Genomic DNA, 20362 nt, shown 5'->3' with positions numbered 1-20362 from the left:
TAACAAGGGGGTGAAAGCCCCCTTTTTTGGAAGTGAATAATGAACATTAATGAACTAAAGAACAAACTAAAACCTAAGCTTATTGAAGTAGATCTTGAAGGTACTAAACTCTACATTCATCGTCCCACTGGTCGTGATTTAGCAAAATGTACTGATATGGCAAGTACCGTAATTCTTTGTACTAAAGATGAGAATGGTGATCCAATTTTCGCAGATGAAGACATTGAAGGTCGTATTAATATTGGTTCAATCGATTATGTATATCAGAACCAACTATATGAAGCGATTTCAAATCTTGTTATTAAAAATGATATTGGTGATATTGAAAAAAAGTAAGGTCTGATCGAGAACTTTATTATGTACTAAAGATGATCAACAAACGCGGCCTTACTCCAGTAGAATTCGACGCATTACCCGATGGTCTATTTGAATACTTAATGGTTTTCGATCAGTTTATTGAACCAAGCGGTATCATGTATGACATGCATTTTCATACCCAAAGTTTATATAACACGACAATTAATAATTCTAACTTAACAACCGAAATGCGAAAGACACTTAAACCGATTGATTTTGACTTCATGGATATTCTCAAGAATCCAGAATTGACCGCACATGAAAAACATGAAAAGCGTGAAGCTGAAAAACTCGAAAAACAATCTAATAGTGTTTCTGAATTAGGGAAGATGATTAAACAAATGGCCGGGGGAAGTAATGGCAAAAAATAATAGTATTAAAATAACAATTGATGGTGATGCAAAGCCCTTACAAACAGCATTAGACAGTGGTGCCAAGTCGGTTGATGATTTTGGTAAAAGTACTGGTGGTGTAGTAGGTGACGTAGCCAGTAAATTTAGTGGTGGTATGTCCAAAGCAGGGATGGCCGTTACTGGTCTTGCTGGTGCTGTTGGGATTGCGGGACTTGCCATTGCTGGTACGTTTACTGCTGTACAGAATCGTGCGGAACGGGCGTTTGAAGTATTCCAGAATGCCTCATTATCTCAGATGGGTATCACTCAAGTACAGAAAATGGCAAACATGTATGCCTCAGTCGGGCTTACAATGGAGCAGATTGCTGACCATCAAAAGGATATCAAAGATCGTATTGGGGATGCCCTGACTAATCAGGCAGGCAGTATGTATACGGATGTAATCCAGCCGCTAAAGTTGAACATCCTTGAATTACAAAAGATGGCAGATGCCGGTGATGATGTCTATGCGAAGATTTACTTTGCGGCAAAATCACAGGGACTTAGTACATCTCAAATGGTCAACATGTTCGAAACGATGGGTAATGACGCTGCTAAACGTTTGACAGTACTCAAGGATTTTAACAATGAACAGGACTATCAAAATACACTTGCTGGTCAATCGGTACAGTTAACTGAACAACAATCAGACCAATTCGCAGAATATCGCAAATCAACATTAGCACTCAGTAACGCATGGGAGAGTTGGAACAACGCAGCACTGGCACCAGTTGCCGAACGTTTAGCGGGTATTCTCGACCTAATCACACAGATCCTGAACAGTAAACCTGTTGCGGGGGCTGCTACGGCTGCGAGTCAACAAGGTATCGACCTCGTTAAACAGTACCAACAGGAATCACAACAGGAATTTCTATCTAATAGTTCTATATACGGAAAACAGATAGTAGATCAACAGAAAGCAGATCAGAAAGCATTTCAGGATAATATTTCCAGTTCTATTGATATGGCTACAAAGATGCAAGACGATATCAAAACCTTGAATAAGCAATATAATGAAGGTATTGATAAAAGTACTATCACCGCTTCAATGAAGACATTCCAAACTGAAAAGCAAAAGACACAGGCAAAGATTGATGCTCTTGACGTCCAATACAAACAGACAAAAGAGGCTATTGAAAAGTCAGTAGTACGGGCATATGGCAATGACCAGAATAAGATGCAAAAAGATTTAGATACTCTTACCCAGGGTTATAAATCAAATCGTGAAGATTTAGTCAAAAAGCTTACTGCTGATGAAGATAAAGCCTCTGAGAAACGTTCTAAAACTGCCGAAGCAGAAGCAAAGAAAGCAGAAGCACTCAATAAGAAGATAGCGTCAGATCGTTTAACAGCACAAGCCTCACTCAACAAAGCCATTAGTGACATGACCATCGGTTCTAATGCCCGTCAGTTGGCAGAATTCGACCGTCAGCAAATGGAACTTGTTAATTCAATTAAGAAGTCAGCCAAAACTCTTGGACTTTCAGATGATAAACTTTCTGGTCTACTAAACGATCAACTGGCAAGTGGTGCGGCAAAACGTCTTGATATGACTAATTCGATGATTGGTTATTCAGACCCAAATCAGGGCATCAAAGACACTAATAGTCTAATCGCATCTGGTAACTTAAATGATGGTCAAAAGTCATTTCTTGCTAACCAACAGAACCAGCGTATTAGTGGTGATAATCCATTTAGTAGTGCTGCCAGTGATCAACAGGCATTAGATCAACAGAACAATACTGCCGCGATGAATGCTGAACTTGCTCAGAATGATTTACTACTTAAAGGGCATGAAGACTACGAGAAACGCAAGGCAGAGATCACGGCCAAGTACAACGCACAGGCAATCACGATTAGTAATCAAAACAGCCAGGCACAACTACAGATCTTCTCTGATGCGGCGACCAGTTTAACGGCTGGTATGACTGCGGCTTTTGGTGAATCCTCTGGTGCAGCTCAGGCGGCATTCGCTATCAGCAAGGGTATTACGATGGCTCAGACAATCTTGTCTATTCAGTCAGCTCTTGCTCAGGCACTGGCAACACCGTTCCCGGCCAGCCTGGCCGCGTATGCGAAGGTGGCAACATTGGGTATGTCGATTATCAGTACTGCCAAAGGTGCATCATCAGGTCAGTTCCACGGTGGTGTTGATGAATTGCCAAGTAGTTATGATAACAAATCATTCATACTTAAAGCCGGAGAGCGTGTAGTACAGCCAGCCGCTAACAAAAAGCTAACCGCTTTCCTTGATAAACAGAATAGTGGTCAATCCACAGCAGGTGATATCACGGTTAATGCCCCCCTAATCATACAGGGCGATATTGCTGGTGATGATGCCAAGTTCAATGAAATGCTTAAGAAACACTCTAACTCAGTAACTCAGGCATTGCGAAGCAGTCAGAAACGCAATTCATAATAGAAGGGCTATATCTTATGGGTATAGTCCTTTTCTCGTATAAATACAATATAAATTAAGAGGACTCTTTTTATGACAGTTTTTTCAAAAAACATTAAGGTTTCAAACTTTCAATTGAAAAGTGTTGAACCAATTTATTCAAACCAGACATGGACAGGACAACGTATCATGCGTAGTACTGGCATTCAGTACTTTCAGATTCAGTTTCAATTGGCTTTTAATGTTGAAGATATTAGTGAATACAATAACTTTATAGCTCAGTATTCACAGGGTAAGCCTTTCACCCTTAGTTTAGGGCACATATCAACGTATAGAGGTTCACAGGTTGGTGCATTGACAAGTGCCGCAACAGCCGCCAAAGGGACGCGTTTAATCACTACTGATAATAACTCAATGGCAGTTGGAGAAATGATTCAATTTTCAAATCACAATAAACTATATCGAATTATCGACCGTACTGATACCACATTAACACTATTCCCCGCACTACAGAACACAATACAAGTGAGTGAACCAATCAAATACAACAACCTTATGATTGAAGCCGTATTAGATCCTGATAATGATTATACATTGGGTGTTCAAAAGGTAATGTCAATCCAACTTAAAGCAACGGAGAACATCATCTAATGAATAGTGCATTATTAACAAATAGTGATTTATTAAAGTACTGGGAATTAGTTAGGGGTACTTCTAAGACAAGTTTAACCGAAACTGAGGTAATGAGTCTTGGTGTTCATGTTTCATGTTTTGATGTAATACCGAATGGTTCAAATGCTTTTTACTGGACTGATGGACTTGTTGATATTCAATTAAACGGTAATCCCTATATCAGTTTTCCAGAAATCATAAACGACTCATTACCTACATTTTCAGAAGTGAAAAATATCAATAATGATTCTGTGAACTTCAAAGTATCTAACGTGAATCAGGCAGTACGATCACTTGCTCTTGGGGGTTTCTTCAAAGATGCCAAGATGAATATACGCTTAGTAATTTTAAATCCCTGGGATAGTTCAGTACTTGATTCGATGTTGGTCTTTTCTGGGTTCATTGACTATGTACAGGCAACTGCTAATCCAAATGAAAAAACAAATGAGATGGTGATATATGTCAATAGTGTTTATAAGAAACTTGACCGACAACCGCCACTGTTAGCAGCTAATTCAGTTTATCAATCTTATTACAAAGGTGACCAGTACTTCAGTCTACTTGGTCAGGTTAACCAATCACAAGAATGGAAATACAAGTAATGAAACATAAAGAACTTATCAAAATCATCGAATGGTCATTAGAAACACCACATGAAAACGGTACTAATGATTGTAACTTAACTGTCATGAAAGTAATTGATTTATTTGCAGGTACTACTATTGCGGATCGTAAGTATAAGACAATTAAACAAGGATTAGCAGGGCTTAAAAAAGAAGGATGGAATCATACGGGCGAGATAGTTGAAGCGTACTGTGACCCCGTAGAAGTGCCTATCGATGGGGATATCTGGTTATGTCCAGATAATCCATTAGTGATGGCAGTAGTAGTTAGTGAACGGATTCTTGGTGTAAATGAAACACATGATGGATTTGAACTACAAAGATTACCAACAAATGGAAGATATTATAGAGTAAGGAAACATCATGGGAAAACTGGGTAATGTATTAGGTGCAATAGTAACAGCAGTAATTGTAGCAGTTGCGGTATACTTCTCTGGCGGTACGGCATTGGCTGCTGTTGGTTGGGGGGCTGCGGCGGGTGCGGTATCATTAGTAGCGTCCAGCATGTTGAGTCAAATTGGCTTATCGGCAAGTCAGGACGTATCTACAAGTGCTACACGTTCGGTATCCCCAAACACTGGATTGCCAGTAATTTACGGTGGTCAGCTACCACATAAAAATGGTGTTAGTGGTGGTTCATTCGTACTGTCAGGTTCAATCAATGGTTGGTACAACATACCAGGTGGTTCTTCACAATATCTATTCAGTGAACAGGCAGTAGCTTATACGGGTGTACAGAAGTACATCAATCAGATTTACATAGACAATGAACCAGTACTAAATGGTCCTATCACTGCTGATGGTGTTGTACCGCTTAATAATATAGCGGGGATATATCGTGATAATCTTCAACTTGAAGTACGATTCGGTGGGAACTATACCTCAACTAAATCACTTGCGGCACAATATGCAGGCGGTAAATGGACTAATAGATTTCTTGGAAAGGGTGTTGTTAGTATCTCTGTTGTAATCAAAAAGACTCAGGAATCATTAGAAAAAAACAGACTTGTTAATGATGAATTCACATTGACATGTGAAATGAAAGGTCAAGTGATTGATGATTTAAGTACTGGTACTAAATTCGCTACTTCCAATCCACCAAGTATCATTTATGATTATTTGACCAATGGCATTTATGGTATGTCAATTGATCCTGGTTTGATTAATATCGATACATTCCGTACTGTTGCTGAATACTGTAAAGAATATGGATACTATGCAAACGGTTCAATGGGTTATCAAAGTACTTATAAAGAGAATATAGAAGGTGTACTTCAATCCTTCGGTGGTATTATGTATGTTCATGCTGGTCAAATATGCATGACAACCGACAGAAAGACATTATCAGTACATTCATATAATGAAAGTAATATGTTTGGTGCAGTTCAGTTATCAACCTCTGGTAGTACTGATTATTTCAATACTATTGATGCCAAGTATACGGCAACTGAAAGTATGTACACAACTGATATTCTTCGTATTCCAAGTGACATTTCACAGGATGAAGTGATCCGATCTGATGGTCAGGTGATTACTCTTAGTCGTGATTATTCATGGTGCTATGATCAAGCCACGGTGACTCGCTTAGTTAATACTGAAATACGTAAGGCAAAATATGCACTTCGTACTATTAGCTTCACTACATCCGAAGGGTGGGATGTGAAGGTATGGGATACTATCACAGTATCCAATGATGAATTATCCATTAGTGGTAAGTTTAAAGTACTTTCAAAAGATGTATCAACAGATCAAGAAAATGCAGGATATGTAACTATCACTGCTGTTGAAGCCCCTAATGGGATTTATGACGATACTGACGACGAGGGTGTATGGTCACCGGGCGGTACTATCGGATTACCAGAACTAACCGTAATCCCACCAACAGATCTGGATGTGACGCGTTATGGTACTACTTCAACTGGTAGTGCAGTATCCATGTCATGGACTGCTTCGGTCGACCCATATCTACGTGGTTATTATGTCTATTACAAGTTATCTACAGCTACAAATTGGACATATGCGGGAAGTACATCACCATTAAAAACAGACTATGATTTATTTGGATTATCAGATACAGAAGAATATGATTTCTCAGTTGTAGCATATAATAATCTTGGATTACAATCAAGTAGACTAACGATTAATGGTTTGATTCCATCCTTTAACTTTACAATGCCATCGGTCACAGGTTTGATCCTTGCTAACGCAACAGATGGCCTTTATGTCACGGATTCGGGTGATTTCCAATTACAATGGGATAACCAGAACAACCTAAAAGTACAGAATGGTGTGTTCTCTGATTTCTTTAAATACTATACGATCAACATTTATGATGGTCCTACAGTAATTAGAACTTTCTATACTCAGAATAGTTCTTTCAACTTTACCTTAGCATTGAATGAAACTAAATTGCGTAATCCAAGTATTGGTATTATCGCACAGGGTTATTCTTCGGGTACTTACAGTCAGGAAGTTAAAATCTCAGTTGAGAACAAACAATGTCGTATGGCAACTGGTCTTAAACTTGGTGGTGGATTTGGTAACTTATTCGCTTCATGGGTTCCGTCAACAGAACGTGATTATGCTGGTTGTGTGATTTACATGACAAGTTCGACTACAGTATCAACTTATATTTCAAACAAACCAGAATTTGATTCAGTACCTAACATTACTGATGGTGAGTATAAAGTTAAGGTTGGTTTCTTTGATGTATTCGGTACTGATAACGTACTATACACTCCAGAACAAACTATAAGTATCAATTCTAAGTATCAATTCACTCCAGAAGATTCAGCAGAAATTAATGATATTCTTGATTTGGATAAACGTCTGGATGATGCTATAGCAGAAGCAGTTAATGAAAGTTCGGCATATACCACTACACAGGTTGATACATTACGTAATACTGTGAATGGTAACACGGCGAAAATCACTGAATTAAATCAGACAGTAGTTGATATGGACAGTGCTCAGACTACTGCAATCACGCAGTTAAAATCTGAAGTAGATGATAACATCGCCACTGTTAACCAACAAATGATTACTAAAGCAGATACCGCTAATGTTAACTCTGAATACTCACTATCAGTAGCAGCTAATGGTACTGTTTCGGGTATTCGTCTTGTTGCTTCTTCTGGTGCAGCTAATAACTCAGCCATCTATTTCGCGGCTGATAAGTTCATTGTATCTGGTAGTGATTCGGCAGTAGTTGGTGGTGCGGCACCATTCGCAATCATCAATGGTAATACGTACCTTCAAACGGCAATGATTCAACAGGCAAGTATAGGTGAGGCGTATATCGCCGATGCAGCTATCACTAATGCTAAGATTGGTCAGGCTGCTATTAATACTGCGAACATCATTGATGGTGCTATTACTAATGCCAAAATAGGAAATACTATTCAGAGTGATAATTTTGTTGATAGTAGTACTGGCTGGCGTATTGATAAGTCTGGTTCATTCCAAATGAATGGTAATGGTACAACTGGAAGAATGGTACAAACAAATAACTTAATACAAATATACGATGCTAACGGCACACTACGTGTTCGTTTAGGTCTATGGTAACAGATAAGGGAATAATATATGGCACAAGGATTACAGTGTTGGAATGCGGCGGGGGTACTCGTCGTAGATTTAGGGGATTACAATATACGGTATATGGGGACATATACAATTACCAATCCTCCGGCTTCATTTACATTCAATATTCCAGCTATGAGAAGTACAGGCTGGTTCGCTCATAAAGCGAATGCATATAATGAATATTCAAATGATTATTATTGTATTTGTAATAATGGAACAATGACGGTAAACAATTTACTGGGTAATTCTGTATTGGGTACTTACTCGTTCAATGTATATAAATGGGCGGTGTAAATGCCAGGTTTTGAATTATACAATGTTAATGGTGCCTTAACCATTGACAGTACAAACAAATCCATCATGACTGGTGGTGTTAAGGCAATGGGGAACCTTGAAAGTTTTGGGTATTACACAGGTATTAAAACTGCTTTTGGTGATGGTGGTCAACTTGGATCATTAAATGCAAATGTAGTTGTTAATATGAATACCACACAGTACTGGTTTCAGATCCAAACTAACGGGGGCTGGTGTTTCCCTGGGGCATTTCTGTTTCAGAGGAACATCGGTAGGTTCATGACTTCAACCCATACAGCTAATCCTGTTAGTGGTTACCTTGATGTTCGCAATCCGGCAGGGCAATTGATTTGGTCTGCTGCAAGTGCTGGCACAATGCCACGTATCAGGGGGTTTCTAACTGCCCCCGCTACCGCTGATCTATCTAATGCTCTAACGGTGACAGTGCCGTTTGCTGATCCTTGGTTTTGCTTTAGTCAATGTCCGGGGAACGTATCTGATGATGGTCAGGTACTTGGTTATTCTGGTTTGGTTATTAGACGAAATAGTTCTACTTCTTTTAGTATGCAATATATTAATCAGTATCAAAGAACATATAGGCAAGCAATGGGGAATAATGGATTCCAGATAGCATTAGCGAGCTTTACGGGGTACTAAATACTAATACAATAAAGAAATAATAGGAATCATTATGGAATGGATAATAGGTTCACTATTAATACCAGTAGCGGGACTTTGTTATAAAATCTTCAGGAACTACCAAAGAGATACACAAGAAAAAGAAGCAAGATTAATAGCACTGGCTAACAGAGTTTTAATTCTTGAACAAAAGGTAGAAACAATTGAAGGTGACGTAGTTGAAATCAAAGAGCTTCGGGATGATATTAGTGATATCAAACAAGATCTAAGAGTTGCATTAGTATTATTAGAAGAACGTAAAAGAGTGCCTTAAACGGGCACTTTTTTTTCGTCAGTACTAAATACAATATCAATGAAAAAGGAATTTCAAATGGATATGAAAGAACAATTAAAAATTTATGAAGGTACTAAACAATATCAATCAAAACTTGGATACTTCAAGAATGGTAAATTCTGGACCTATAAGGATAGTCTTGGATTTGCGACAATTGGTTATGGGCATTTAGTACTGAAAGGTGAAGACTTCACCAATGGTCTTACAGAAGCGGAAGCAGACAGGCTATTAGACTTCGATATTGCTATCGCAAGACGTGATGTACTGTCGTTAGGTCTTAACCTACCGAAGGAATCAAACTGGAATGACTTTATGGTACTCATGGTCTTTCAACTTGGATTGACCAAAACTCGCCAGTTTAAGAAGTTCTTAGCAGCACTAAAGGCGGGGAACTATGCCACTGCTATTGTCGAAGTGAAGGACTCAAACTGGTATCGCCAGACTCCTAATCGCTTGAATGCGATGATACAGGCGGTATTGAATGGCTAATACATGGACGATGTTTTTCAAGGATGAATGGGAACTTGATGAAGTAGTTAATTACGCTGGTTTTGTTTATCTCATTCAATTTGAAAACACTGGTGAATCATACATCGGTGTTAAACAGGTTTATAAGGGCATAAAGGATTGGAAGAAACTTAGAAGTACTTCAATTGAATCTAACTGGATGGGTTACACCAGTTCATCAAGGTCAGTAAAGCAGATGATTGATGATGGTGAACCATATACTAAACAGATTCTATGGTGTTTTAAAACTGTCAATCAGGCGGCATTAGTTGAGGCAGCATTAATCGCAATTTTCGGTACTCGTCATGATTTCCTGAATAAAGCAGTAATGGTTAAAGCACGTCTACCAAAAGACAATGGTGAAACTTTTAAAATACTTCAGAGGTTAATAGAGGTGTTAATGTGAAACGAATAGTAATCAATACAAAGGATGCTACTAAGTTTATCAATAAAGAAGGACAACGTATTACTAAGGATGTTGTCCAATCAATCATTGATCAAAGTAGGGCATTATCAGTTAAGATGCAAGATGATATGAGTACTGCCATCGATAAAGGTCCAGTTACGTTCACTAAGCGTGCTGTACTGTTTTACTATTCTAAAACAAATAATGGTGTGAAGAACACTATTATGATTAAGGATATTCAGGCCAAGTACTTATATGAGATTATAGTTAAACCAGAATCGATTGATAAGATTGTACCAACAAGTGCCGCACGTCTTGACCGTTTTGGTAACATAGCAGGATTGAAACGTAACCTTTCAAATGGACGTTATAAAGTAGTTAAACAAGGTACTAAAGAACGCCTTATCGATACTAATGCAAAGAAGAAGACAAAGCGTGTAATCGGACTACGAGAAGAGAAACGCCGTAAGATGGTTTATGACTTCTATAGGAATGGTGAAAAGGGTGCAATGTTAATAATTAAAGACATTAAAGGTACTTTTACAATTAAGAAGGGATAATATGAATTTTGAACAGCATTATGAAGAAAAAACACCATACATTACTTTAGATGGTGTAACACCTTATGCTAATAGTATGGCAACTCATAAAATGTTTCTTACAAAGAAATTTAGTAAGATACTAAAGAAATCAGAAATTGTTTGTGAGTGTTATATGAATGTGTGTTTTGAAAGAGAACAAAAGTTTGAAGATGGGCAAGTACTGAAATGGGTGTTACGAGATGAAGTAATGCAAGTTTATGTAATTGGCTCAACAAAACTATTTGTTAAGGGTAAATTAATATGGGCTTATTGTGTAGGGATAATTGAATGATAGGGATAATTTTAGGTTTATTAAAACAAGGTATGGATTTTTTCGTTAAGACTAAAACCATCGAACAGGAAGTAAAAGTAACAAAAGAAGATGGACAGATAGAACTAAACAAACAGGAAATTAATAAGACTGGTTTTCACTGGCGTAATGCTCTTGGTTTCGTTCTCACGGCGGTTATCGCCTACAACTGGATCATAGTACCTGTAATGGACTATTTTGGTGTAGTACTGATTCAAGTACCATTGGGACAGTTGTTCCAAATCTTACTAATCATGGTTGGTGGAAGTTAAGCAAAACCCGTATATGTGAATGTACGGGTTTTTTTGTGCCTGAGTAAATCTGGCTTTTTTCTATTCCCAGTACTCAGTGGTTGCGAATCCTTTGACGTTCATATGTTCCGTATAAGTCGCTTTGTATACGATTTCATCAGTCGCAATCTCTACGATGTCATATGAATAGATTTCAGTCTGACCCATATGACCTTTCTCACGTCTTCTGGTTTGGACATATTTGTACTTTTCGCGTGGATACTTTTTCTCGAATTCTTCATTCGTCATAGTCTCTATCTCCATGTATAGATTCTTTATTTTACTTGTACGGCTGTGAAATGATATAGTCAGTTTTAGTGTGTAGAAATGCATTTAGGGAACCCGAAATATCCCATCGATATTCGGGCCGTTGCCGAAGCGGCAGCGAAGTATGATGTTGCACTGGAGCTGAATAACTCCTCGTTTACCACCTCCCGCGTGGGCAGTGAACCTAACTGTCGTGCCGTAGCCGCCGCTGTGCGTGATGCCGGTGGCCGTCTGGCGCTGGGGTCGGATTCGCATACCGCGTTTACCCTTGGTCACTTCGACCACTGCCTGCGCATTATGCGCGAGGTGGATTTTCCAGAGGATCGCGTGTTAAATGTCACGCCACGCCGCCTGCTGGACTTTTTACAACAGCGCACCGGCAGGGAAATTGCTGAATTCGCTGATTTGTGACGGTGTCACATATTACCTTTAACGGAACTGAAACACATGAATGAGTTTTCCATCATCTGCCGCATCCTGGGCTCGCTGTATAATCGTCAGCCTCAGGACCCGCTGCTGGTCCCTCTGTTTACCCTGCTGCGCGAAGGCAAACTGCAGCAGTACTGGCCGCTGGAGCAGGACGAACTGTTAACCCGCTTACAGCAGAACTGCGATCCCGCGCTGCTGGCGTCTGACTATAATGCGCTGTTTGTAGGCCCGGAATGCAAGGTGTCACCGTACGGTTCTCAGTGGGAAAATGGCCCGCAGGAAGCCGAAGTGCGGGCGTTTCTCAGCCAGCGTGGGATGCCGCTAACTGATGCGCCTGCCGATCATATTGGTGCCTTGCTGCTGGCATCGTCCTGGCTGGAAGATCAGTCTGAGGTCGATGAGTACCAGGCGCAGATCCAGCTGTTTGATGAGTTCCTGATGCCGTGGGTCGGTGCTTTCCTCGGAAAAGTGGAGGCACATGCGGGCAGCGCATTTTACCGCACGCTGGCGGCCATCAGCCGCGAAGCGTTGCAGGCGATGCGTGATGAACTGGAAGACGAGCAGGCGTAAGCGTCGGGCATCGTGATCCCGGTCGAGGCGTGCCTCGACCCTACGGAGAGGGTGATAACCATGCAGGGGGCAGGCATTCATGCCCCGACCCTACGGCGAGGGTAATAACCATGCAGGGGTCAGGCATTCATGCCCCGACCCTACGGCGAGGGTAATAACCCTGTAGGGGTCAGGCATGCCCCGACCCTACGGCGAGGGTGATAATCATGTAGGGGTCAGGCATGCCTGACCCGTGCGGGTCCACTCCGCCGCTGCCGAACCGAACGGTGAAGGGGCTTTTGACCAGTTCAGCGGCATCCCCGGCAGCCAGAAGGGTGAACGCAGACGGTAAGCTACCCCCCATTGAGAAATAACGGCTTCGGCATCGTCGTCCTGAACCTGTCGCGGTCCAAGCCCTGCGGGCTGCGCATCCTGTGGATAGGGCGCATCCGTCAGCAGGCAGGCGGTGCGCGCCAGTGACAGACGGGCAGTGAACCCGGTGTTATGCAGCAGGCGCTGGCGTAATCCTTCCAGTACAGCGGCTGCCATTATATAGCCGGTGGCGTGGTCCAGTGCCTGCACGGGTAACGGCACCGGCGCATCGCTGCCCTGCCACAGGCGGCCGCGCTCGGCGATGCCGCAGGCCATCTGTACCAGACTGTCAAATCCACGGCGATTGCGCCACGGCCCGGTCCAGCCCCAGGCATTCAGGCTGACATCGACCAGCCCCGGCCTGATACGTTGCAGCGTTTCCGTGTCATAGCCCAGATTGCTGAGCGCATCGGCGCGGTAACCGTGCACCAGTACATCGCTCTGGCTGAGCAATTTTTCAAACTGCTGTCGCCCTTCGCTGGATTTCAGGTCAAGCCGTGCGCAGCGTTTTCCCAGGCTGATCTCTTCTTCCAGCGACGGTTCCTGCCAGCCGGGTGGGTCAATGCGCAGGACCTCTGCGCCCAGCCCGGCGAGAAAGCGAGTGGCCACCGGCCCGGCAATGATGCGCGTCAGGTCGAGTACGCGTACGCCGAGCAGCGGACGGGCGGGAAGCAGACGCCAGGTTGGTGCCGGGCCACAGGCCTGAAGGGTTTGTTCGATAAGCGCTTCCCGGCTGACGCTCTGGCCCTGAGCATGCTGCTGCCATTCGCTGAAACTGCGCAGGGCAGCGGCGCAGCCTCCGGCATCCACCACGGCCTGCTCAAGATCGCTGCCTGTCCATTGCGCGACGGCTGCCGCCAGCGTCTGACGTTCGGCGTGTTTCCCCAGCACCTTTTCCATCGCGGCCCGGTGATGCGGGGCGTTGGTGTGCAGGCGGATCCAGCCGTTCTCTGTGGCGTAATCCCCGGCGAAGGGATCCCACAGTGGCGGCATCTGACGATTGACCGGGCGAAGGGCATGCTGGAACCAGCGTGAAGCCAGCATCCCGTCCACCTCCAGCGAAGACGGGTTTCCCGTCAGGCTTGCTGCGGCCTGAGCGGCCAGCCCGATACTGGTGGCGGCGAGCTCGCTGACCGGATAAGCCGATACCAGCGCCCGATCGCCGCGGATCGTGAGTGAGGGCAGCGGTGAACTGTTGTTACGCAGTCCGTGCCACAGCTGTTGCCATAGCGCATCGCTCAGGCGGTTATCCATCTGACTCTCCTTACAGGGTTTCAGGGCCGGGTACGGTTTTTCCTGTGGCGGTCATAACGAAAGCGCGGCAAGCGTGCATGCATTTTCAGGTTACGCAGGTTAATCACCGCAATCGCCGTGCCGACAATCACCAGCACGCCACCCATCGCCTTAAAACTGTTCATGCTGTCGCCCAGTACCACCACGCCCATAATCACCGCCAGCACCGGCGTCAGCAGTGAGTACGGCATAATCAGGTTGACGTTGTAATGCTTCAGCAGGCTGTACCACAGCGAGTAGGCCACAATGGAGGAGCCAATCGCACTGAAAAGAATGCCAAACCAACCCCGCCATGAAGAGTGTAGCAGCAGATTGAGTTGGTCAGATTCGACCACCCAGGAGGCACATCCCACCAGCGGGATGGCAAAAAAGGAGAGCCAGCCGGTCAGCGTCAGCGGGCTGATGGCCGGGGATTTTTTCACGATCATATTGCTGATGGCCCAGCCGAAGGCGCTAAGTAACAGCAGCAGCAGCACCCACCCGTTGGGGATGGTCGGGCTGCCGGCCAGCACCACAACGCCGCTGAGTGACAGAGCAATGCCCAACAGTTGCACCAACCGCAGTTTTTCTTTCAGCAACACCATCGCCAGCAACATGGCGATCGGCGTACCCAACTGCACGATCACCGCCGCCGTTCCGGCATCGGTATAGCTCAGGCTGACAAACAGCAGGGCGAAATGCATAAAGCCGAACGTAAAGCCGAGCGGCACAAGATAAAGCAGCTGCTGACGGGTGACGCGGGTAAAAGGCACCAGGATTAATGCCACCACCACAAAGCGCATGGTAATCATCAACAGAGGCGGCAGGTCGAGCAGCCCCCATTTAATGGCGATGTTATTAAATGCCCAAATGGACACCACCAGCAAAATCAGCAAAAAATGACGCAGAGCCACTGCACAGTCCTTAGCAAACGAAGTAGTCACGATAATCATGGCATGAAATGCACCAAATGAGGCGCTGAACTCCGTAGTTTTTTTAGCAGCCTGTGGCGCAAACCAGGCGAAAATCGAAGGGCTTAACCCGATGCTTTGTTTAAAGAATGCCAGAAAATGTTATGAGACAGGTTCGTGACAAGCTGCCATGATAATCACCGGGGTGAGCGACTCCGCCGAGATTCGAGGATTGAGCAAGATGACCGTGAGACTTCCGTTAGCCATTATCCAGCTTGAAACACCGCCGCAGGCGGTCAGCACCCTTGTCGGGGAGCAGAAGCAATGGTTCGTTGATGCGCTGAATCTGTCCGGGGAGGACTATATTGTGGTGCGCCCGGACCTGGGCGAACCTTTACCGGCGCTGGAGACGATTTCTGCGGCCATTCTCAGTGGCTCCTGGGCGATGGTCACCGATCATGCTGAATGGAGTGAGCGTACCGCCGCCTGGGTACGCCATGCGGTGGCAGAACAGTTACCGCTGCTGGGTGTCTGTTACGGACATCAGCTGATGTCTTATGCGCTGGGCGGTGAAGTCGGCGATAACCCTAATGGTTGGGAACGCGGCCTGACGGCACTGGAAGCGCGTGCGGAGAGCCATCACGATCCGCTTCTGGCATCGTTGCCAACGCAGTTCTCGGCCTGGCTGTCGCACCGTCAGTCGGTGCTGACGCCGCCGCCGGGTGCCCAGGTGCTGGCGGCATCCGCGCAGGACGGTTGCCAGATTATTCGCTACTCGGCGCAGGCATTATCGGTGCAGTTTCACCCGGAATTCACCGCAGAGATCATGACGGCCTGTCTCAAAAACAGTCTGAAAGATACCGAGATCGACCACCTGGTGCCTGCGCGAGCGGAGCCGGAGTGGCCGCGTCAGTTACTGCGCGATTTTTGGCAGCAGGGCCTGCCAGTGGCAAAACGCGCCTGACCCGCTAAAGCCGCCGGGATAGCCTCTACCCGGCGGAAGTTCGTGCGCTTTCAGTCATCATGAACACCCTGTGCGCTACCTCACACCGCCTTGCTAAAATCCTGATTTCCTTTCGATGCCGTCACAGTTTATTGCCGGGCAATCTGACAAGCTCACTTTTGTCGATAATGTTAATAATGAGTTATTTTATTGTTAACGGCGAAGTCGCTACGGCGATATCTTTCTACAGGAGAGCGATGATGCGCTATGCATATCCGGGCAGTAAAGAGTCACTGATTACCCTGAAGCCGCAGTATGGCAATTACATCAACGGGGAATTCTCCGCGCCCGTGAACGGTGCTTACTTCACGAATACCTCCCCGGTCAATGGATCGGTGATTGGCGAATTTCCCCGGTCTGACAAAGACGACGTTGAAAAAGCTCTGGATGCGGCGCACGCCGCTGCCGATGCCTGGGGAAAAACATCGGTGCAGTCGCGCTCTCTGACGTTGTTGAAAATTGCCGATCGTCTGGAACAGCATCTGGAAACCCTGGCCGTGAATGAAACCTGGGATAACGGCAAACCAGTCCGTGAGACGCTGGCCGCTGACCTGCCGCTGGCGGTGGATCATTTCCGCTATTTCGCCGGATGCCTGCGCGCTCAGGAGGGCACAGCGGCAGAGATTGATGAATTTACTGCGGCCTACCATTTCCATGAACCGCTGGGCGTGGTGGCGCAAATCATCCCGTGGAATTTCCCCTTGCTGATGGCGGCGTGGAAACTGGCACCCGCGCTGGCGGCGGGCAACTGCGTGGTGCTGAAACCGGCTGAGCAGACGCCATTGTCGATCACCTTGTTTGTTGAACTGATAGGCGACCTGCTGCCCAAAGGCGTGCTGAATGTGATCCACGGATTTGGCCGCGAAGCGGGTGAAGCGCTGGCGTCCAACCCGCGTATCGCCAAAGTCGCTTTTACCGGCTCAACCGCCACAGGCGGACATATTCTTGAACTGGCGGCGAAAAACCTGATCCCGTCCACCGTGGAGTTGGGCGGTAAATCGCCGAACATCTTCTTTGAAGACATTATGCAGGCCGAACCGTCCTTTATTGAGAAAGCCGCAGAAGGGGTGGTGCTGGGCTTCCTCAACCAGGGCGAGGTCTGTACCTGTCCGTCACGTGCTCTGGTACAGGAGTCGATTTACGAACCCTTTATGGCCGCGGTGATGAAACGGGTGAAAACCATCAAACGCGGTGACCCGATGGATACCGATACCATGGTTGGTGCGCAGGCTTCACAGCAGCAGTTCGATAAAATCCTCTCTTACCTGGAGATTGCTCAGAAAGAGGGCGCTGAAATTTTGGCGGGCGGCGGGGTGGAAAAACTGGAGGGCGATCTTGCCACCGGTTACTACATTCAGCCAACCTTACTCAAGGGGGACAACAGCATGCGTGTCTTCCAGGAGGAGATCTTCGGACCGGTGGTCGGGATTACCACCTTTAAAGATGAGGCTGAGGCGATTGCGATTGCCAATGATTCTATTTACGGCCTTGGCGCGGGGGTCTGGACGCGTGATATCAACCGTGCTTACCGCGTAGGGCGGGCGATTAAGGCCGGGCGCGTGTGGACCAACTGTTACCACCTCTATCCGGCACATGCTGCGTTTGGTGGGTATAAGAAATCGGGTATTGGCCGCGAGACGCATAAAATGATGCTCGATCACTACCAGCAGACCAAAAACCTGCTGATCAGTTACAGCATTCAACCGCTGGGTTTCTTCTGAGTGTCCTGGCCGGGGCCCCCCCGGTCATCTCCGTTTGCTTCCTTCCTTCATCAACCACTAGCTGGCGTGACGCTGATTAATTAACTGTGGGATCTGCTCTTTAGGCACTGCTTCAGAGAACAGAAAACCCTGCAGCTGGTTACAGCCCGCGCGGGCCAGCGCATTCATCTGCCCGGATGTTTCCACGCCTTCAGCGGTTACGATCAATCCCATTGCATGGCCCAACTTCACCACGGATTCGATGATGGCGCTGGAATTACTGGTCACGCCGAGCGACTGGGTGAACGAGCGGTCAATTTTGATTTTGTCCACGGCAAAATGACTGAGGTAGTTGAGGCTGGAATAACCCGTGCCGAAGTCATCAAGGGCAATGCGGAACCCGGCTTCGCGCAGCTCATCGATAATCGCCTTCGCCATTTTTTCATCGTCAATCAGCACGCCTTCGGTGATCTCCAGCTCGATGTTTGACGGGGAAATCTGCTCTTTCCTGACGATAGCCTTGATGCGGTCGACAAAGCCCAGCGATCGAAACTGCAACGGGGACACATTGACAGCAAGGGTTAAATCCGGCCACAGGCGGGCAACGCGGCAGGCTTCACGCAGCACCCACTCTCCGAGCTGGGTGATCAGCCCAATATCTTCCGCTATCGGGATAAACTCCGTCGGCGAGATCATACCGTGAACCGGATGTTGCCAGCGCATCAGTGCCTCCAGCCCCACGACTTTTTCCCCACTGATATCCATCAGAGGCTGGTAATAGACGTTCAGACCGTCTTTGGTCTTCAACGCATGCCGCAGGTCAGCGCCGATCTGTTGGCGAGTTTTGAGGGACTCATCCATCGACCTTTCAAACAGGCGGTACTGTCCGCGTCCCTGATTTTTCGCTTCATACAGCGCGATATCCGCTTTGCGCATTATCTCCATCCGTTCCGTAGCATCGTCAGGCGCCAGTACCACGCCAATGCTGATACCCACCCAGGTTTCATTTCCCAGTAGAGTAAAGGGATGTCTCATCACGTCGAGAATTCGCTGGCATAGTGCAGTGGCCTCCTGCGTTGAGGTGATGTCTTTTTGAATAATGACAAATTCATCACCCCCCAGGCGACCCACGGTGTCGATATGACGCACCAGTCCGTTCAGACGATGGGCGACCTCAATAATCAGTTCATCACCGGCCTGATGCCCATAGGTGTCATTGATGATTTTAAAACGATCGAGATCGAGCAGCAGCACCGCCACCTTATCCTTCTGCCGGGAGACGCGCACCAGAGCCTGGGTCATGCGTTCTTCCACCAGTGCCCGATTAGGCAGACCGGTCAGCACATCATGAAATGCCAGATGCTGTGCCTGCGCTTCGCTGGCACCCAGCTGGAGGAGGGAATCTGAGAGGCGCATCGATGACACCCACAGCCGACGTATCATCAGAATACAAATCAGGGTGATCACCAGCGATACCAGCAGCACCAGCGGTGTAATCACCTTCAGCATACGTGATCCGGGGCGGTCAGCCTGCCATTGCAGGTTGCCAATCGGGACCCCGTCGAGAGAGGTCAGCGCATAATGGCCGCTCTCGGTGACGGGCGTAAGACCGTCGGTAAAATGCAGGCCGTGCAACAGGCTCCGCTGGGCCAGTGTCTCCAGCCAGGCGCTGTCGAGACGGCGAATACTCAGCATGGAATATTGACCGCTGTCGGCGGCATCTCCGCTGATCTGCCCGATAGCGACAATCGCCGGGGCATTATCGATCAGCGCGAAGCCCACCCGATCACGGCGTCCGCTGTTTGGGCTGTTCGCATGCAGCAGACTTTGCTGAAACGGACGCACGGGCCAGGCAATATGGCCGAACTGCTCCACCGGCGCATTACGTCCATTCTCCCACAGATAAACCGGATTGCCCGAAGCATCCAGCAGGGAGATGACTTGATGATCAAACATGGTGGAGAGCCAGGCACCGACATTCTCATTGAGCCATTGCAGGTTGTGCGTACCCTGCGCCAGGCGATCGGCCAACGGCTGCCACTGCGTCAGACTGCGTTGTTGTTTGAGCATATCGCTCAGGCTTTGCGACATCGTGGTCTGAATAATTTGCTGCTGCTGAATGGCTGCGTCGTTATTGGTGCGTGTGCTCGCCCAGTTCAAGGTAAAAATGCCAGCACTAAAGGTGATAAGTAAAACGACAATCAAAGGGATCAGCACATCTTTAATGAAATGCTGACGAAAATTGTCAGAGATCTTCATGATTTTAACCATCCAGGTTGCTCTTGGGTGTGGCCGAAAGCGCTTAATTGAGGCTAGCATAAATGACAACGTGCGCGGCTTCAGTGCCTCGGGGATTTGACGCGAGATTGATTTTTCAAACGATTATTTGTTCAGTTTGTGTTAAGTAATAAAACAAATTTATCAGTTTTGCGTTAATGCGGGCGTTGGCGCGAGGCTGATGCCTCACTGAC

At 46.2% G+C, this 20362-nt stretch carries 21 protein-coding genes and 1 pseudogene; 19 read left to right on the top strand and 3 right to left on the bottom strand.

Annotated features, from left to right (window positions below; translation table 11 throughout):
• The first annotated feature begins 39 nt into the window (after positions 1-39).
• The 17 genes and pseudogenes from FY046_RS01700 to FY046_RS01620 all read left to right on the top strand — a co-directional run bounded on the left by FY046_RS01700 (position 40) and on the right by FY046_RS01620 (position 12654).
• On the top strand, positions 40-336 hold the full coding sequence (locus FY046_RS01700) for a hypothetical protein (protein ID WP_446185644.1): 297 nt from the start codon (positions 40-42) through the stop codon (positions 334-336).
• 32 nt (positions 337-368) lie between these two features.
• Entirely contained in the window at positions 369-728 is a 360-nt protein-coding gene (locus tag FY046_RS01695) for a hypothetical protein (RefSeq protein ID WP_446185643.1), read from the top strand.
• On the top strand, positions 715-3168 hold the full coding sequence (locus FY046_RS01690) for a hypothetical protein (protein WP_446185642.1): 2454 nt from the start codon (positions 715-717) through the stop codon (positions 3166-3168). The genes FY046_RS01695 and FY046_RS01690 overlap by 14 nt, the downstream gene beginning before the upstream one ends.
• Before the next feature lie 72 nt (positions 3169-3240).
• On the top strand, positions 3241-3798 hold the full coding sequence (locus FY046_RS01685) for a hypothetical protein (RefSeq protein WP_171148702.1): 558 nt from the start codon (positions 3241-3243) through the stop codon (positions 3796-3798).
• Positions 3798-4421, top strand: a complete 624-nt coding sequence (locus tag FY046_RS01680) for a DUF2163 domain-containing protein (RefSeq protein WP_171148701.1) — start codon at positions 3798-3800, stop codon at positions 4419-4421. Before FY046_RS01685 ends, FY046_RS01680 begins: the two co-directional genes overlap by 1 nt.
• Entirely contained in the window at positions 4421-4822 is a 402-nt protein-coding gene (locus FY046_RS01675; RefSeq protein WP_171148700.1) for a DUF6950 family protein, read from the top strand. Before FY046_RS01680 ends, FY046_RS01675 begins: the two co-directional genes overlap by 1 nt.
• Positions 4806-8009 carry a phage tail tip fiber protein gene (locus tag FY046_RS01670; protein WP_446185641.1) on the top strand — a complete coding sequence of 1068 codons (3204 nt, stop codon included), beginning with the start codon at positions 4806-4808 and terminating at the stop codon, positions 8007-8009. The genes FY046_RS01675 and FY046_RS01670 overlap by 17 nt, the downstream gene beginning before the upstream one ends.
• 18 nt (positions 8010-8027) lie before the next feature.
• On the top strand, positions 8028-8321 hold the full coding sequence (locus tag FY046_RS01665; protein ID WP_171149336.1) for a hypothetical protein: 294 nt from the start codon (positions 8028-8030) through the stop codon (positions 8319-8321).
• The gene (locus tag FY046_RS01660) at positions 8322-8978 is read left to right on the top strand and encodes a hypothetical protein (RefSeq protein WP_171149337.1); all 657 of its coding nucleotides are present in this window, start codon (positions 8322-8324) and stop codon (positions 8976-8978) included.
• A gap of 34 nt (positions 8979-9012) precedes the next feature.
• Positions 9013-9273: a hypothetical protein gene (locus tag FY046_RS01655; protein WP_446185640.1), complete on the top strand. Its 261-nt coding sequence runs from the start codon at positions 9013-9015 to the stop codon at positions 9271-9273.
• A 57-nt stretch (positions 9274-9330) separates the two neighbouring features.
• Positions 9331-9783 (top strand): glycoside hydrolase family protein, encoded by a 453-nt coding sequence (locus FY046_RS01650; protein WP_446185639.1) that lies wholly within the window; start codon positions 9331-9333, stop codon positions 9781-9783.
• Positions 9776-10207, top strand: coding sequence for a hypothetical protein (locus FY046_RS01645; protein WP_446185638.1), 432 nt, complete (start codon positions 9776-9778; stop codon positions 10205-10207). The genes FY046_RS01650 and FY046_RS01645 overlap by 8 nt, the downstream gene beginning before the upstream one ends.
• Positions 10204-10767: a hypothetical protein gene (locus FY046_RS01640; RefSeq protein WP_446185637.1), complete on the top strand. Its 564-nt coding sequence runs from the start codon at positions 10204-10206 to the stop codon at positions 10765-10767. Before FY046_RS01645 ends, FY046_RS01640 begins: the two co-directional genes overlap by 4 nt.
• Position 10768: 1 nt before the next feature.
• The gene (locus tag FY046_RS01635; RefSeq protein ID WP_446185636.1) at positions 10769-11080 is read left to right on the top strand and encodes a hypothetical protein; all 312 of its coding nucleotides are present in this window, start codon (positions 10769-10771) and stop codon (positions 11078-11080) included.
• Positions 11077-11370 (top strand): hypothetical protein, encoded by a 294-nt coding sequence (locus FY046_RS01630; protein ID WP_446185635.1) that lies wholly within the window; start codon positions 11077-11079, stop codon positions 11368-11370. Before FY046_RS01635 ends, FY046_RS01630 begins: the two co-directional genes overlap by 4 nt.
• Before the next feature lie 348 nt (positions 11371-11718).
• Positions 11719-12066, top strand: a pseudogene (locus FY046_RS01625) (phosphatase); the annotation flags it as partial.
• A 36-nt stretch (positions 12067-12102) separates the two neighbouring features.
• Positions 12103-12654: a TorD/DmsD family molecular chaperone gene (locus FY046_RS01620; RefSeq protein WP_446185634.1), complete on the top strand. Its 552-nt coding sequence runs from the start codon at positions 12103-12105 to the stop codon at positions 12652-12654.
• Positions 12655-12858: 204 nt separating this feature from the next.
• On the opposite strand, the gene FY046_RS01615 is transcribed toward FY046_RS01620, so the two are convergent.
• Together FY046_RS01615 and FY046_RS01610 are read right to left on the bottom strand one after the other, a co-directional pair.
• Positions 12859-14259, bottom strand: coding sequence for a CoA transferase (locus FY046_RS01615; RefSeq protein WP_446185633.1), 1401 nt, complete (start codon positions 14257-14259; stop codon positions 12859-12861).
• 20 nt (positions 14260-14279) lie between these two features.
• Complete coding sequence (locus FY046_RS01610; protein WP_133841738.1) at positions 14280-15191, bottom strand: DMT family transporter; 912 nt, start codon at positions 15189-15191, stop codon at positions 14280-14282.
• A gap of 238 nt (positions 15192-15429) precedes the next feature.
• Between FY046_RS01610 and FY046_RS01605 the strand changes: the two genes are divergently transcribed.
• Together FY046_RS01605 and exaC are read left to right on the top strand one after the other, a co-directional pair.
• Complete coding sequence (locus FY046_RS01605) at positions 15430-16152, top strand: glutamine amidotransferase (RefSeq protein ID WP_446185632.1); 723 nt, start codon at positions 15430-15432, stop codon at positions 16150-16152.
• Between the two features lie 239 nt (positions 16153-16391).
• Positions 16392-17912, top strand: a complete 1521-nt coding sequence (exaC, locus tag FY046_RS01600; RefSeq protein WP_167863853.1) for an acetaldehyde dehydrogenase ExaC — start codon at positions 16392-16394, stop codon at positions 17910-17912.
• Between the two features lie 57 nt (positions 17913-17969).
• Here the strand turns inward: exaC and FY046_RS01595 are convergent, their stop codons facing one another.
• On the bottom strand, positions 17970-20150 hold the full coding sequence (locus FY046_RS01595; protein ID WP_242462125.1) for a putative bifunctional diguanylate cyclase/phosphodiesterase: 2181 nt from the start codon (positions 20148-20150) through the stop codon (positions 17970-17972).
• Between the last annotated feature and the right edge of the window lie 212 nt (positions 20151-20362).

The organism is Erwinia sp. 1181_3 (genome assembly GCF_052824965.1).
This window is presented reverse-complemented; position numbering and strand designations above follow the sequence as displayed.